The sequence below is a fragment of the Nocardia goodfellowii genome (assembly GCF_017875645.1).
GTDB classification, from domain to species: domain Bacteria; phylum Actinomycetota; class Actinomycetes; order Mycobacteriales; family Mycobacteriaceae; genus Nocardia; species Nocardia goodfellowii.
This window is the reverse complement of the sequence record NZ_JAGGMR010000001.1, coordinates 2,253,082-2,267,618: the sequence shown is the minus strand read 5'-3', so window position 1 is coordinate 2,267,618 and position 14,537 is coordinate 2,253,082. Positions and strand designations below refer to the sequence as shown.

13 protein-coding genes are annotated in these 14,537 nt (G+C 67.6%); 8 read left to right on the top strand and 5 right to left on the bottom strand.

The features are described 5' to 3' along the window. The first annotated feature begins 54 nt into the window (after window positions 1-54). The 5 genes from egtA (at window position 55) to BJ987_RS09965 (ending at window position 5,387) form a co-directional block, all read left to right on the top strand. Window positions 55-1,377: an ergothioneine biosynthesis glutamate--cysteine ligase EgtA gene (gene egtA, locus BJ987_RS09985; protein ID WP_209887247.1), complete on the top strand. Its 1,323-nt coding sequence runs from the start codon at window positions 55-57 to the stop codon at window positions 1,375-1,377. Between the two features lie 70 nt (window positions 1,378-1,447). Next, the gene (gene egtB / locus BJ987_RS09980; protein WP_209887244.1) at window positions 1,448-2,797 is read left to right on the top strand and encodes an ergothioneine biosynthesis protein EgtB; all 1,350 of its coding nucleotides are present in this window, start codon (window positions 1,448-1,450) and stop codon (window positions 2,795-2,797) included. 181 nt (window positions 2,798-2,978) lie between these two features. Then, window positions 2,979-3,917 carry a class II glutamine amidotransferase gene (locus tag BJ987_RS09975; RefSeq protein WP_209887242.1) on the top strand — a complete coding sequence of 313 codons (939 nt, stop codon included), beginning with the start codon at window positions 2,979-2,981 and terminating at the stop codon, window positions 3,915-3,917. Between the two features lie 295 nt (window positions 3,918-4,212). Next, a complete protein-coding gene (gene egtD, locus BJ987_RS09970; protein WP_209887239.1) occupies window positions 4,213-5,184 on the top strand; it encodes an L-histidine N(alpha)-methyltransferase in 972 nt (323 codons plus the stop codon). A 14-nt stretch (window positions 5,185-5,198) separates the two neighbouring features. Next, window positions 5,199-5,387 carry a DivIVA domain-containing protein gene (locus BJ987_RS09965; protein ID WP_209887236.1) on the top strand — a complete coding sequence of 63 codons (189 nt, stop codon included), beginning with the start codon at window positions 5,199-5,201 and terminating at the stop codon, window positions 5,385-5,387. Between the two features lie 12 nt (window positions 5,388-5,399). On the opposite strand, the gene pth is transcribed toward BJ987_RS09965, so the two are convergent. Then, window positions 5,400-5,975 carry an aminoacyl-tRNA hydrolase gene (gene pth / locus BJ987_RS09960; protein WP_209887233.1) on the bottom strand — a complete coding sequence of 192 codons (576 nt, stop codon included), beginning with the start codon at window positions 5,973-5,975 and terminating at the stop codon, window positions 5,400-5,402. 18 nt (window positions 5,976-5,993) lie between these two features. After that, a complete protein-coding gene (locus tag BJ987_RS09955) occupies window positions 5,994-6,617 on the bottom strand; it encodes a 50S ribosomal protein L25/general stress protein Ctc (protein ID WP_209887230.1) in 624 nt (207 codons plus the stop codon). Window positions 6,618-7,027: 410 nt separating this feature from the next. Between BJ987_RS09955 and BJ987_RS09950 the strand changes: the two genes are divergently transcribed. Continuing rightward, complete coding sequence (locus BJ987_RS09950; RefSeq protein WP_245366764.1) at window positions 7,028-8,626, top strand: peptide chain release factor 3; 1,599 nt, start codon at window positions 7,028-7,030, stop codon at window positions 8,624-8,626. Here the strand turns inward: BJ987_RS09950 and BJ987_RS09945 are convergent. Further along, window positions 8,623-9,165 (bottom strand): nuclear transport factor 2 family protein, encoded by a 543-nt coding sequence (locus BJ987_RS09945; RefSeq protein WP_209887224.1) that lies wholly within the window; start codon window positions 9,163-9,165, stop codon window positions 8,623-8,625. The two genes, BJ987_RS09950 and BJ987_RS09945, sit on opposite strands and share 4 nt — an antisense overlap. An 88-nt stretch (window positions 9,166-9,253) precedes the next feature. Further along, a complete protein-coding gene (locus BJ987_RS37200; protein ID WP_307869556.1) occupies window positions 9,254-10,174 on the bottom strand; it encodes an Abi-alpha family protein in 921 nt (306 codons plus the stop codon). Window positions 10,175-10,477: 303 nt separating this feature from the next. Here BJ987_RS37200 and BJ987_RS09935 point away from each other — a divergent pair, with 303 nt between their 5' ends. Together BJ987_RS09935 and BJ987_RS09930 are read left to right on the top strand one after the other, a co-directional pair. Then, window positions 10,478-11,800, top strand: coding sequence for a DUF445 domain-containing protein (locus tag BJ987_RS09935; RefSeq protein ID WP_209887221.1), 1,323 nt, complete (start codon window positions 10,478-10,480; stop codon window positions 11,798-11,800). Further along, window positions 11,797-12,675, top strand: a complete 879-nt coding sequence (locus tag BJ987_RS09930; protein WP_245365889.1) for an Abi-alpha family protein — start codon at window positions 11,797-11,799, stop codon at window positions 12,673-12,675. The genes BJ987_RS09935 and BJ987_RS09930 overlap by 4 nt, the downstream gene beginning before the upstream one ends. A 19-nt stretch (window positions 12,676-12,694) precedes the next feature. Here the strand turns inward: BJ987_RS09930 and BJ987_RS09925 are convergent, their stop codons facing one another. Then, window positions 12,695-14,497, bottom strand: coding sequence for an ABC-F family ATP-binding cassette domain-containing protein (locus BJ987_RS09925; RefSeq protein ID WP_209887217.1), 1,803 nt, complete (start codon window positions 14,495-14,497; stop codon window positions 12,695-12,697). Window positions 14,498-14,537 lie beyond the last annotated feature (40 nt).

Here is a 14,537-nt window from a genome sequence, read left to right as displayed (position 1 = left end):
ACCTACGGTGCTGGACCGAACCCCCAGCCCGCACGAAACATGGTGGAGGTTGGGATGGCGGTCACGCTCGCGCATTCGGTTTCGACCGGCCGCGCCACCACGTCCGGGGAATTGTCCTCGCGCGCCGCGGCGGAAGCTTACGTCGGGGGTGTCTGCTTCAAGCTGGGCCCACCCACGCTGATCGGTGCCGAACTCGAGTGGCTCACCGTGCAGGGTGAGCGTTCGGCATCAGGTCCCGCCGCAGCACCCCGCCCGCAGCTGACTGCACTAACCGCCGCCCTCGGACCGCACGCACCGCGGTCCATCGCCCCCGATTCACCGGCACACGCACTGCCCGGGGGCAGCCGGGTCACCATCGAACCCGGCGGTCAGATCGAACTCTCCAGCGCTCCGTTCGCCACCGCCGCACAGCTGTGCGAGCAGCTCGGCAACGATGCCCGCCGCTTGCGCGAACTCCTCGAATCCCGCGCCATCCGCACCGTCTCCCTCGCCGCCGACGCCGATCGCCGTCCCAAACGGTTGCTCCGGCTCCCGCGCTATCGCGCCATGGAACAGTCCTTCGGCGGGATCGGCCCCTTCGGCAAGCTGATGATGTGCAACACCGCCGCCACCCAGATCAGTGTGGACGCGGGCGCCGACCGCGCGGAGGTAGCCGCCCGCTGGAAAGCGCTGTACGTGATGGGCCCGGCGCTGCTCGCCGCCTTCGCCTGCTCCCCTTTCCTGCGCGGCGCCCCGGCGGGCGCCTGGGCCTCCCAGCGCATGCGTACCTGGCTGCGCCTGGATTACGCCCGCACCCGCCCGCCCGCCGAGGATTGGTCCGACCCGATCGAGTCCTACAGCCGCTGGGCCCTCGATGTTCCGCTGCTGTGCGTCCGCCGAGCCGACGGTGACAGCTGGGCGGCCCCGCCGGGCGCCACCTTCGCCGACTGGCTCTCCGGCGCGCTGGACGACGAAATCGGCCGCGGCCCCGGCCTGCTCGACCTGGACTACCACCTGACCACCCTGTTCCCACCGGTGCGGGCGGCCGGTCACCTGGAAATCCGCTATCTGGACGCCCAACCCGAGGACAGCTGGGCCACACCGATTCTCGCGGTCGAGGCCCTGATGTCCACGCCGGCGGTGGTGGCCGAGGCGACAGCGCTGACCGCTCCGCTCGCCGGATGCTGGCTGGACGCGGCGCGATGCGGCCTGGCCGATCCGGAAATTCGCGCTATCGCCGCGGATCTGCTCGCACTGGCGGCAGCCCATGCCGGGTCCGCCACCGCGGCAACGGAACTCGACACCGCGATGCGCCGATGCCGGCAGGGCCGGAATCCGGCCGGTGCCCTGCAAGGCGAAGCGACGGCCGGCCACACGAACGGGCGGGAACCGTCATGAGCGCCCATGCACAGCCATCCCCAGGTGCGCGGCCACCGGTCCGCGGATCGGTCGACCTCGGAGGACTCTCGTGAACAGTGATCACTTACCCGCGTCCGACAACAGTGCCACCGAGCGGCTGCGCGGCCGGATCGCCGAGGTGCTCACGCGAGCGCGGCAACGCTCCTTGGCCCTCACCGACGCGCTCGACGAAGACGAACTGGTGGCGCAGCATTCGCGGCTGATGAGCCCGCTGGTATGGGATCTCGCGCACATCGGCAATCAGGAAGAACTGTGGCTGGTGCGCGATGTCGGCGGGCGGGAGGCGGTGCGGTCCGACATCGACGAGCTGTACGACGCGTTCAAACACGCCCGCGCCAACCGCCCGGCGCTGCCCCTGCTCGACCCGGATCAGGCCCGCGGCTACGTCGGCACGGTGCGCGAGAAGGTCTGGGATGTGCTCGCCACCAGCGATTTACGCGGCGACGCGCTGGTCGACGGCGGATTCGCCTTCGGCATGATCGCCCAGCACGAGCAGCAGCACGACGAAACCATGCTCGCCACCCACCAACTACGCGCCGGAGCGCCGGTCCTCGGCGCGCCGCCCGCACCGCCCGGCACGACCAGCGGGCTCGTCGGCCGCGAAATCATCATTCCAGCAGGCGAATTCACTATGGGCACATCCACCGAGCCATGGGCGCTGGACAATGAACGCCCCGCACATCGCACGCACGTGCCCGGATTCGCCATCGATGCCGTGCCCGTGACCAACGAGCAGTACCTGGCCTTCATCGCCGACGGCGGCTACGACCGTCCGGAGCTGTGGTCCGACCGCGGCTGGGCGCACCGCCAGGAAGCGGGTCTGGTCGCGCCGCAGTTCTGGGACCGTGATCCCGCCGGGCAGTGGTGGCGGCGCGTGTTCGGCGTGCCGACCCCGCTGCGCCCGAATCAACCTGTCGTGCACGTCTGCTGGTTCGAAGCCGAGGCCTACGCGAATTGGGCCGGTAAACGCCTGCCCACCGAGGCCGAATGGGAGAAGGCGGCCCGCTACGACCCGGCCACCGGGGCCTCCCGCCGCTATCCGTGGGGCGATAGCGAACCCGACTCCCGCACAGCCAATCTCGGCCAGCGCCACCTGGAACCCGCCGAAGTCGGCGCGTACCCCGCCGGAGCCTCCCCGGCCGGTGTCCATCAGCTGATCGGCGACGTGTGGGAATGGACCTCGTCCGGTTTCGACCCGTACCCCGGCTTCCACGCCTTCCCCTACCGGGAGTACTCCAAAGTCTTCTTCGGCGGGGACTACCGCGTGCTACGCGGCGGCTCCTTCGGCACCGACCCCGTCGCCTGCCGCAGCACCTTCCGCAACTGGGACCACCCCATCCGCCGCCAGATCTTCGCCGGTTTCCGCCTCGCCCGCGACCTGCGGACGGAGGAAAACTGATGCGACGCAGGCAAATTCGGCCAATCGGGGGGTATGCCGGGCCACCTCGGTGTTCGCAACATCGCGCCAACGCCCAAGCGCATCGAAATCCGGTTCGCCTGACTCGTCGGCCGCATGCGTGGCACATCGCGGTTTCCTCGGATTTTCCTGAGCCGACCACACTGCCCGATGGAGGTCGCTGATGTGCAGGCATGCCGGATACGTGGGCCCCGAAATCGGTGTGGGGGAATTGCTTACGCGGGGTGCGCATTCTTTGCGCACGCAGGCGTGGGCCCCGCGGGAGATGCGCGGTGGCGGCACCATCAACGCGGATGGGTTCGGGGTGGCCTGGTGGCGGGCAGCCGAGTCGGTGCCTTCGTCGGTGACGGAGGGGGAAGGTCAGGTGCGAGCGGCTGGGCGCGGGGATACCGCCGGGCGCGGCGGTGTGCCGGACTCCGGGATGGGGGTTCGGGGCGGGGTGGTGGTCAGCCGGTATCGGAATCCGGCCCCGATCTGGACCGATCCGGCGGTGGAAGAGGTGCTGCCGCAGTTGAAGTCGACGGCGGTGCTGGCCTCGATCCGCTCGGCGACCGTGGGCATGCCGGTGGAGCGGGCAGCTTGCGCTCCGTTCCTCGGTGGCCGGTGGGCGTTCAGCCACAACGGTGTGGTGCCGGGGTGGCGGCGAGTGCTCACCGCGGTTTCGTCGGATCTGGATACCGCCGCGACACAGTGGGGCGCGACCCGGCTGTTCGAGACGGCGCAATTGCTGGAAGCCGAATCGGCCACCGACTCGGCGGCGCTGTGGGTGCTGCTGGGTGACCTGCTGGATTCGGCGGGCCCCGAAGGATTCGTGGAGTCCGCCGGGGCGGCCCTGGCGCTGCTCGCCACCACGGTGCTCACCCATGCGCCGGACGCGCGACTGAACTTCCTGCTCGGCGACGGTGCACAGCTCTGGGCCACCACAGTTCACCACGCCCTGTCGGCGCTCGTCACCGACGACTGCGCGATCCTCTCCTCCGAACCCTACGACGACGACCCGCGCTGGCAGCCGATCCCCGACCGCTGCCTGGTCACTGCCCGCCCAGGTCACCTCTCGGTCGAACCGCTGAGCCAGGCCGGTCGACAGGCGGTCACCCCATGACATCCCCCAGCCCCACCATTTCCGAGCCACGCCCCTCGAGCTTCGGCTTTCCGAGCCCGCCCTCGAGTCTCAACCCTTCCCAACCCGAGCCTTCAAGCCTCAACCCTCCCAACCCGAGCCTTCAAGCCTCAACCCTTCCCAGTCCGAGCCCTCGAGCCTCAGCCCTTCCCAGTCCCGAGCCCTCGAGCCTCGGCCCTCGAGCCCTTGTCCTCCGAACCGCGCCCCTTACGCCCGCCCGCCAAAGGGTGGCTTCCCGAGCGCGACATTTCCGAGCTACACCGAAAGGCGTATCACTATGACCGCTCCGACGCTGGAGATCTACCTATCCGACGACGACCTCACTGCGGCGTTGCGGAGGGACGCCCGGATCGGGTTGACCGCTGATCCGAAGTCGTTGCCGCCCAAGTGGTTTTATGACGCGCGCGGGAGCGAGTTGTTCGAGCGGATCACGGAATTGGCCGAGTATTACCCGACGCGCACCGAGCGGGCGCTGCTGGAGCGGGTGGTCGGTGAGATCGCGCGGGCGGCTCAGGCGGAGGTGCTGGTCGAGTTGGGCGCGGGGTCGGCGGCCAAGACTCGCCTGCTGCTGACCGCGCTCAGCGCGGGGGGGCCGTTGAAAACTTATGTTCCCCAGGATGTTTCGACGTCGGCATTGCGGGCGGCGGCGGACGAGATCGCCGCCGAGTTTCCGGGTCTCGCGGTACACGGTGTGGTCAGCGACTTCACCGATACGTTGCATAATCTGCCGGGCGGCGGACGCAGGATGATCGCGTTCCTCGGGGGCACCATCGGCAATCTGGTGCCGGACGAGCGCGCGGAATTTCTGGCGGGGATTCACGACGTGCTGGAGCCGGGTGAGCACCTGCTGCTGGGCGCGGGCCTGGTGATCGCGCCCGAGATCCTGGTTCCCGCTTACGATGACGCGGCCGGGGTGACCGCCGAGTTCAACCGGAATGTGTTGCACGTGTTGAACAACCGGCTCGGCGCGGACTTCGAGCCGGAGAAGTTCAGTCATGTCGCGCTCTGGGACGCCGAGCAGGAATGGATCGAAATGCGTTTGGCGGCAACCGAAGACATGACTGTCACGGTGCGCGACCTCGATCTCACCGTAGAGTTCGCCCGAGGCGAAGAGATGCGGACCGAGATCTCGGCGAAGTTCCGCGTGAACGGTCTCGAAAACGAGCTCCACACAGCTGGTTTCGCAACCGAACAGGTGTGGACCGACCCCGACGAACGGTTCGCCCTGGTATTGGCGACCCGGAGTTAGAAAGTGAGCGACCGATGCCGCTGACACCCGAGGACATTCAACTCGTCCAGTTCAAGAAACCGAAGTTCGGTCAACGCGGGTACGACGTGCAGCAGGTAGACGAGTTCCTCGACGAGGTAGCCGCGACCTTGCAGGCGCTCTACGCGCGGATCGCGGAATTGGACGGCACGGCGGCGAAACAGGACCCGACGCTGCCGTTTTGATGACATGTCGTTCTAGTGCAACTGGTTCTGCGCGGTCTCCAGCCCTACACGCAGCAGCAACTCCACGGCGTCGGCGGCCTGCTCCACGATCACCGGCACTTCCTTGCGCTCCGGCGCGGCGAACTGTTTGAGCACGTAGTCCGCCGGGTCCTGGCGACCCGGCGGGCGGCCGATACCGATGCGGGTGCGCAGATAGTCCTTGGTGGTCAAAGCGCTGGAGACAGAACGTAATCCGTTGTGCCCGCCCTCGCCACCACCGCGCTTGAGTTTGATCGCGCCGAACGGCAGATCGAGTTCGTCGTGCACGACGATCACCTCGGTGGGCGGCACGGAGAAGAATTTGGCCAGCGCCGCGACGGGACGGCCGGAGACGTTCATATACGACCGGGGCTTGGCGATCAGCACCTGACGGCCGTCCAGGCGCGCCTGCAGCAGGTCCGCGCCGGATTTCTTGTGCACGGCAAAACGGCCGCCGACGCGCTCGGCGAGCACGTCGGCGACCAGAAAGCCGATGTTGTGCCGGGTGCGCTCGTATTCGGCACCGGGGTTACCCAGTCCGACCACGAGCGCGGGCACGGCGTCGGTCATGCGATGACCAGGGGTTTCTTACTCGGCGCTCTCGGCGTCGGCGGCGGCCTCGCCCTCGGCGGCGGCTTCGGCGGCGGCCTCGGTCTCCTCGGCGGAGGCCGGGGCGGCGATGATGTTGACGATCAAGGTCTCCGGGTCGACGATCAGGGCGACACCGGCGGGCAGCGTGATGTCACCGGCGTTGATCTGAGTGCCGGCCTCGGCGCCCTCGATCGAGACCTCGATGGAGTCCGGCAGCTTCATCGCGTCGGCCTCGATGGAGATGGTGGTGGCGTCCTGGGTGACCAGGGTGCCAGCGGCGGGCTCGCCGACCAGGGTGACGTGCACGTCGGCCGTGACCCGCTCGCCCTTCTTGATGACCAGCAGGTCGGCGTGCTCGATGTAGCGGCGGATCGGGTGCACGACAACCGACTTGGTCAGCGCCAGGTGCTCCTTGCCGTCGATCACCAGGTTCAGCACCGCGTTGGTGCCGTGCTGACGCAGGATGGCCGCGAACGCCTGGGCGTCCAGCGCCAGGTGCTGGGGGTCGGTGGCGTGGCCGTAGAGAACGGCGGGCACGTTGCCGGCACGACGGGTGCGGCGGGCGGCGCCCTTACCGAACTCGGTGCGAACGGCGGCTTCGAGAAGGTTGGCGTCAGACATGACTAGATCTACTCCTACGGCTCTACGGTGGCTGTCAGCTGTGGGCCAGGGGTGTGTCGTATCGAAAAACACGAGCCCTGGCAGTTGGTCTACTCGTCGGGCGAAGACAACGAGGACGACGGCCATGGAGCCGCGCCGCGTCGATCACGGTGCTGTAAAACACCCTCGCCGAGACAACCCGAACACTGTACCGCAAGGTGATGGCCCGGAATTAATCGGGAGGTCAGGCGCTGTACATTTGCGCCGAAACCCCGGGTCGGAGCCATGAACGGCGCACCGCCTAAGCTGGAACGGTTGTCTGCTGCCGTCCCGCGCGAAAGGTTTGTCCCGTGACCTCCTCTGAGGAACTCGCCGACAGTTCGACTTCCCGTGAGGCCGCCGGTGACAGCTCGCAGGCCGCTCGAAAAGGTCTGCCCGCCGAGGTCGCCCGGCGCCGCACCTTCGCCGTGATCTCCCATCCGGACGCGGGTAAGTCGACGCTGACCGAGGCATTGGCGCTGCACGCGCGGATGATTTCCGAGGCGGGCGCGATCCACGGTAAGGCCGGGCGCAAGTCCACCGTCTCGGACTGGATGGAGATGGAGAAGGCCCGCGGTATCTCGGTCAGCTCCACCGCGTTGCAGTTCAACTACCGGGCCGCGGGCTCCGATATCGATCATGTGATCAACCTCGTCGACACCCCGGGCCACTCGGACTTCTCCGAGGACACCTATCGCGTGCTGACCGCCGTCGACGCGGCGGTCATGCTGATCGACGCCGCCAAGGGCCTCGAGCCGCAGACCTTGAAGCTGTTCCAGGTGTGTCGCCACCGCGGCATCCCGGTCATCACCGTCATCAACAAGTGGGACCGTCCGGGCCAGGCGCCGCTGGAGTTGCTGGACGAGATCAGCGAGCGGATCGGCCTGACGCCCACTCCCCTGTTCCTCCCGGTCGGTATCGCGGGTGATTTCCGCGGCCTGCTGCGCCGCGGCCCCGAGGGCGAAGCCGAGGAGTACATCCACTTCACGCGCACCGCGGGGGGCGCGACCATCGCTCCGGAGGAATCCCTGACCCCGGACGAGGCCGAGGCCCGCGAAGGCGAGGCCTGGGCCACCGCCGCCGAGGAAAGCGAACTGCTCTCGGCCACCGGACAGGACCATGACCAGGAGATGTTCCTCGCGGGACAGACCTCGCCGGTCATCTATGCCTCCGCGATGCTGAACTTCGGCGTGCGTCAGCTGCTGGAAACGCTGGTCGCCCTGGCCCCCGCACCCGGGCCGCGCGCCGACGTCAACGGCACCGCGCGGGCGACCACCGATCCGTTCAGCGCCGTGATCTTCAAGGTGCAGGCCGGTATGGACACCGCGCACCGGGACCGGCTGGCGTTCATGCGGATCGTGTCGGGCGAATTCGAACGCGGCATGGTCGTCACGCACGCGCAGACCGGTCGCCCGTTCGCCACCAAGTACGCGCTGACGGTGTTCGGCCGGGACCGCACCACCGTGGACACCGCCTACCCGGGTGACGTGGTGGGCCTGGTCAACGCCACCGCGCTGGCTCCGGGTCACACCCTGTACGTGGACAAAAAGGTGGAGTTCCCGCCGATTCCGTCCTTCGCGCCGGAGCATTTCGCGGTACTGCGGGCGCAGTCGGCGGGCAAGTACAAGCAGTTCCGCAAGGCCATCGATCAGCTCGACTCCGAGGGCGTGGTGCAGGTGCTGCGCAACGACGCCCGCGGCGACGCCTCGCCGGTGCTGGCGGCGGTCGGCCCGATGCAGTTCGAGGTCGTCACCGCCCGCATGCTGGGCGAATACAACGTCGAGACGCATCTGGACTTCCTGCCGTACACCATCGCCCGGCGCACCGACGCCGCGTCGGCCGACGAGCTGGGCCGGCAGCGCGGCGTGGAGGTGTTCACGCGCAGCGACGGTGTGCTGCTGGCGCTGTTCAGCGACAAGTGGCGGTTGCAGTACATCGAGAAGGAAATGCCGAAGATGACGCTGGAACCGCTGGTCGCGGCGGCCGACTAGGGCGTGGGCTGCTCGGGGTCCATCTCGACCGAGGCGATCCCGTCCTCGCGGGCGATCAACCCCCAGCGGCTGGAGGTCAAACGCAGGCTCGGCAGGTCGCTGAGCGAGAGCACCACCTCGTAGGTGCGCTCGTAGCCGGTGTGCGCGATCCGCCAGTGCCCGTCTTCGCAGCGGACATATTTGTCGCTGTAGAAGGCCGCGCCGCGCAGCAGCATGTTGTGCGCGGGAATGAGCACCGTGTCGGCGAGATACCAAGTGCCCGTGGCGGTATCGCCGTCCACATCGATCTCGGGGTGGTCGCAGCGGTGCTCGGTGATGACGTGCGGGCCGAGGGTGTTGCGCATGAAAGCGAGGAAGGCGTCGCGCGATTCGAACTGCAGGTATTCGCTGTAGGTGGCGGTCGCCTCAGGGATCATCGTGTCGGCGAATTCGTCCCAAGTCTTGGTGTCGAGCGTGCGCAGATATCGGTATTTCAGGCGGCTGATGGCCGAGACATCGTCGGTCCCCCGATTACCTAGGTGCTGCTCGGCCGATCCCATAATTCAACAATCCCATCCGAAGCCACGATGCTCCACGAGATTTGTATCATCTCGCTATCAATCTCTCCTCCGGATTCGGCGGGAAAGATCAATTACCGATACTGAAGCACGTCCGGCAGAAATCCTCGCCGAATTCGGTCAGTCGAAAACTTTTGCGAACGATCTTCGGGGCCCGGCCGGCCTGTTTGAGCGCCGCCTCCACCACCGGCTGCACCTCGAGCACCATGTAGCGGCTCAGCACCACCGGATCGTCCGAGGTCAGCGTGAGGCCGAGGCGGTTCAGGTTGATCAGATACGAGCGCGCCCGGTCCGGGTAGCGCACGCCCGATTGCTCCGGCACCGAGGTCAGATCGCCGCGCACCAGTTCCGAGCCGATGCCCAGCGGACGGTTGGTACGCACGTCCACCGCGGGCTGCGGGCCGTTGAGCGCCATGAAACGCAGGATGCGGGCCTCGTCGGGCGCCAGCTGATCCAGGATCCGGTCGTAGGCCGGATGCACGTCCTCGGTGAAGTAGACATCGGCGGAGCGGGCCAGCAGCGCGTCCCCGCGCCGGCGCAGTTCGTCGGCACTGGCCGAGCGCACCTGCGAACCCATGGCCAGAGCGGGCTGCTGACCGGCACCTGGACTGGTGCCGTTGCCGGAAGTCGGTACGTAACTGACGATTTCGCGCACCGACCCCTCGGTGACGCCGAGCGCGCTGCGGGCGATGGAGCGCAGGGCGTTGCCGGTGCGTTCGGCGATATCGGCGGAGGATTCCCCGTCCAGGGCGGCCTGAGCGATCTCCTTGGTCACCTCGTAGGAGGTGTTGACCGCCCACTGACCGCCGCGCACCGCGGTACCGGCGGCCAGCCCGGCCGCCCGGAACACGCCGCGGATCAGCCGCGCCTCATTGCTGATCTGCCGCTGTTCGACGTCCGAGCTGCGCTCTACGGAGCGACTGCTCGCAGGCCGCTCCAAACGGTCAGCACCGGCTCGGGTGATGTCCTGTCCGGTCCTGTCGTCTGCCACGTCTTCTCCGATGTATTTGCCCGATGAACGAATCTGCCCACAGATTATTGCGCGGCGACGCCCCGGGTATGCCGAACCGGGAGCCGCGCGGGTCACAACCGGATGACCCCGGCACCGGAATGTGGCCCCGATCATTCTCGCCGCCCCCGCCGTCGGGTGCGACATCCCGGTCGCCGATTGTGACTGACGTCTCGGGCTGTCTGGTACGGCACCGGTGGCTGGCTCCACAATTCGGACAGCGTGGTGCTAGTTTGAGGACCCGGTGAGGCGGCGGTCACCGGGTGCGTCCGGCAGGAGGGTGTCGTGTTAGAGAGTATTTTCGGGTTGCACCCGACGATCCTCCTGGAGCTATTGACGATCCCGCTGTTCACCGGCGTCATCGGCTATATCACCAACTGGACCGGCATCCTCATGCTGTTCAAGCCGATCGCTTTCCACGGCTTCCATCTGCCGGGCCTGCGTGCGGTATTTCCCTTCCTGCCCAAGCGAATTCAAGTGCTGCCGCTGCTCAGCTACGACGGCCGCATCGGCTGGCAGGGCATCGTGCCCAGTCGTGCCGACAAAATGGCCAGCATCGCCGTGGACAAGGGGCTGGCCAAACTCGGTAGCGTCGCCGACTTCTACCGCGAGCTCGAACCCGACAAGCTGGCCGAACAATTCATCAGCGTCGCCGACGCGCAGATCGAGAACATCGTCGAGGACATCCTGCGCCGCGAACATCCGCAGCTCTGGTACAACCTGCCCACCCAGGTGCGCGAGGTGGTGCACGCCCGGGTGCGCCAGCAGTTGCCCGACATTCTGCGCGAACTCACCGAGGAATTCGGCGCCAACATCGACCAGCTGCTCGACGTCAAGCAAATGGTGATCCGCTACTTCCAGGCCCGGCCGCATCTGCTGAATACGCTGTTCCAGGTGCTCGGCGCGAAAGAGCTGCGGTTCATGCAGAACTTCGGCTTCTATTTCGGCGCCCCCATGGGTCTGGTGCTGGTCGCGTTGCTGCACCTGACCGGCTGGCCCTCGCTGGCGGTGCTGCCGGTCGGCGGCGTGATCATCGGCTGGGTGGTCAACTACGTCGGGTTGAACATGATCTTCGCGCCCGCCTACCCGAAGTGGTGGTGCCCGTGGCGACAGGGTCTGCTGATCAAGCGCCAGTCCGAAATCACCGATGGATACGCCGAATTGGTATCCAGTCAAGTGGTGACCGTCGCCAATATCGGCGACGAACTGCTCAACGGCCCGCGCTCGGACCGCACGATGCAGATGCTCGAGGACACGCTCCGCCCGGCCGCCGACCGCGCACTCGGCCCGGCCCGGCCCGCGGTCAAGTTCATGCTCGGCAGCCGCGAATATGATTCGCTGCAGGACACTTTGACCAAGGAAGCCAAGGCGATCGCGCCGATCGCCTTCGCCGACCCGGACTTCAACATCCGCCAGGGCCGCCAGATCAACGATTACATCGCCAAGCAGATGTCACAGCTCTCGCCGCCGGACTTCGTCGACATGCTGCGTGCGGCCATCAAGCAGGACGAATGGCTGCTTTTTCTGCATGGCGGTGTGCTGGGCCTGTTTGCCGGATACGCTCATATCCTGATCTTCGGAACGGGAGTAGCGACAACATGGCTATGACGGAATCTGACGGCGGCGACGATATTTCGGCCGCCGAGCGATCCCCTGACGCGCGCCCGTCGACCGAGATCGCCCGGCGGCCGGTAACCCCCCTGCCAGTTCCCGAGCCACCCGAGCGCACTCGTCCGTCCGCGCGTCAAACTGTGCGCGCCGGTGTAGGCGTTGCGCGCGTTGCCATTTCGGCGGCGTCCAAGGTCACCGCGTGGGGCGTGGGCACCGCGGCCGATGTCGGCAAGACGGTGGTGCGCGGCAGCATCGCGGGCGCGCCCGCCGCCGAGGTGCTCGCCGAAGCCGAATCCGAATTCAAGGGCGCGGTGCGCCGCGCGCTGGGCATGCCGGGCGACGGGGCCATGGGCCCGGAGGTGCCCGCACTACGCGAGCAGGGGGCCGCGCTGCTTCGGCTTTCGGCCAGCACGCACGCCGAAAGCCAGGACATCCACCCGGCTTTCGCGCGGATGCTCGCCGATCTGACCCCCGACGAAGCGCGCATCCTGCGCTTCCTGCACACCGATGGCCCGCAGCCCGCCATCGATATCCGCGCCGGACGGCCACGCGCGCTCGGCTCGGAACGCCGGGTCTCGGGTCTGACGCTGATCGGTGAGCACGCCGGGTTACGTTTCCCGAACCGGATCCAGCAGTACCTGCCCAACCTGACCCGGTTGGGGCTGATCGAATTCGTCTCCGAACCGGTCGGCAACCCGAACCGCTACCAGATCCTCGAAGCCCAGTCCGCTGCCCGGAATGTGTTGAAGCGCTCCGGCTTCGGTACCAAGGTGACCTACCGCAGCATCATCCTGACCACCTTCGGCGCGGATTTCATCCAGACCTGCCTGCCGATCGTCGTCGATGAGGGCCGGGCCGCGGGCACACAGTAGCGATACGCGCCGCAGCCGATCACTCCGCGTCTTCAGCGAGCTCCATCCACCGTTCCTCGGCCGCGTCCTTGTCGGCCAGGACCTGCTTGAGCTCGGCGCCGAGGGACAGCAGTTTGTCCGGGTCGGTGGCGGCGTCGGCGAGGGCGGCGTGCAGTTTCGCTTCGCGCTCGCCGAGCTTGTCGATGCTGCGCTCGAGTTTCGCGAGTTCCTTGCGGGCCGCGCGGTAGGCGGCCGAATCCGTCACCGGCGCTGCGGTTTCCGTGGACGAACCCGCGCCTGGACGGGAACCGGCCGAGGAAATCTGGGCGGCGCGCTTCTTCAGGTATTCGTCGATGCCGCCGGGCAGATTGGTGAGTTTGCCGTCGCCGAACAGCGCCCAGGTCGAGTCGGCGATACGCTCGATCAGGTAGCGGTCGTGGCTGATGACGACCAGGGTGCCGGCCCAGTTGTCGAGCAGATCCTCGAGCTGTTGCAGGGTGTCGATGTCGAGGTCGTTGGTGGGCTCGTCGAGCAGCAGCACGTTCGGCTCGGCCATCAGGATGCGCGTCAGTTGCAGACGGCGGCGTTCACCACCGGAGAGATCACCGACCGGGGTGCGCTGGCGAGCGGGGGTGAAGCCGAGCCGTTCGGCGAGCTGACCGGCGGAGATCTCCTTATCGCCCAGCATGAGTCGCTGCGCGACCTGCTGTACCGCCTCGAGCACGCGCATGTTCGTGGGCAGGTCGTCGAGTTCCTGGCGCAGCCAGCCGATCTGGACCGTCTGGCCTTGAATCCGCTTGCCCGCGGCGGGTTCCACCTCGCCCGCGAGGGCCCGCAGCAGCGTGGTCTTGCCCGAACCGTTGACGCCGACGAGGCCGACCCGCTCGCCCGGCGCGAGCCGCCAGGTCAGGTCCCGCACCAGTTCGCGGCCGTCCGGGGTGGTCAGGGTGGTGTCTTCCAGCTCGATTACCACGCGCCCCAACCGCTTTCGGGCGAAGGCGGCCAGCGAGACGCTGTCCCGGGGCGGCGGCACGTCGGCGATCAGCGCTTCGGCGGCTTCGACCCGGTAGCGCGGCTTGGAGGTGCGCGCCTTCGCGCCCCGGCGCAACCAGGCCAGTTCCTTGCGGGCCAGGTTCTGCCGGCGCGCCTCGGAAGCGTCGGCCTGCCTTGCTCTTTCGGCGCGGGCGAAGATCCAGTCACCGTAGCCGCCCTCGTAGCTTTCCACCTTGCCGCCGACGACCTCCCAGGTGTTGGTGGCGACGGTGTCGAGGAACCAGCGATCGTGGGTGACGACGACGAGCGCGCTGCGCCGGTTCAGCAGATGCCGCGCCAGCCACTGCACGCCTTCGACATCGAGATGGTTGGTGGGCTCGTCGAGGACGAGCAGGTCCAGGTCACGCACCAGCGCGGCGGCCAGCGCGACCCGGCGGCGTTCGCCACCGGAGAGGTTGTCGACCGAGGCCTCCATGCCCAGGCCCTCGATGCCGATACCCTCGATCACCGTGCGGATCCGCGGGTTGGCGGCCCACTCGTGTTCGGCGACCCCGTCGGTCATCGCGTCATCCGCCAGACCCGCGAGCACCACCGACCCGACGGTGGACCCGGGCGGCAGCACACCGCGCTGCGTGACCACGGCAATGCGCAACCCGCCGACCCGGCTCACTCGGCCACTGTCCGGGGCCTCGATGCCGGTCAGCACCTCGAGCAGGGTCGTCTTGCCGCCGCCGTTGAGGCCGACGACGCCGATCCGCTCGCCCGCGTGCACACCGAGCGAGACATTGTCCAAGAGCGGCTTGATACCGAAGCTCTTGGAGACCTGCTCCAGGTTGATCAGGTTGGACATAAATCCTTCCGGGGGTTACGCCGAGGGCATGAGGCAGATA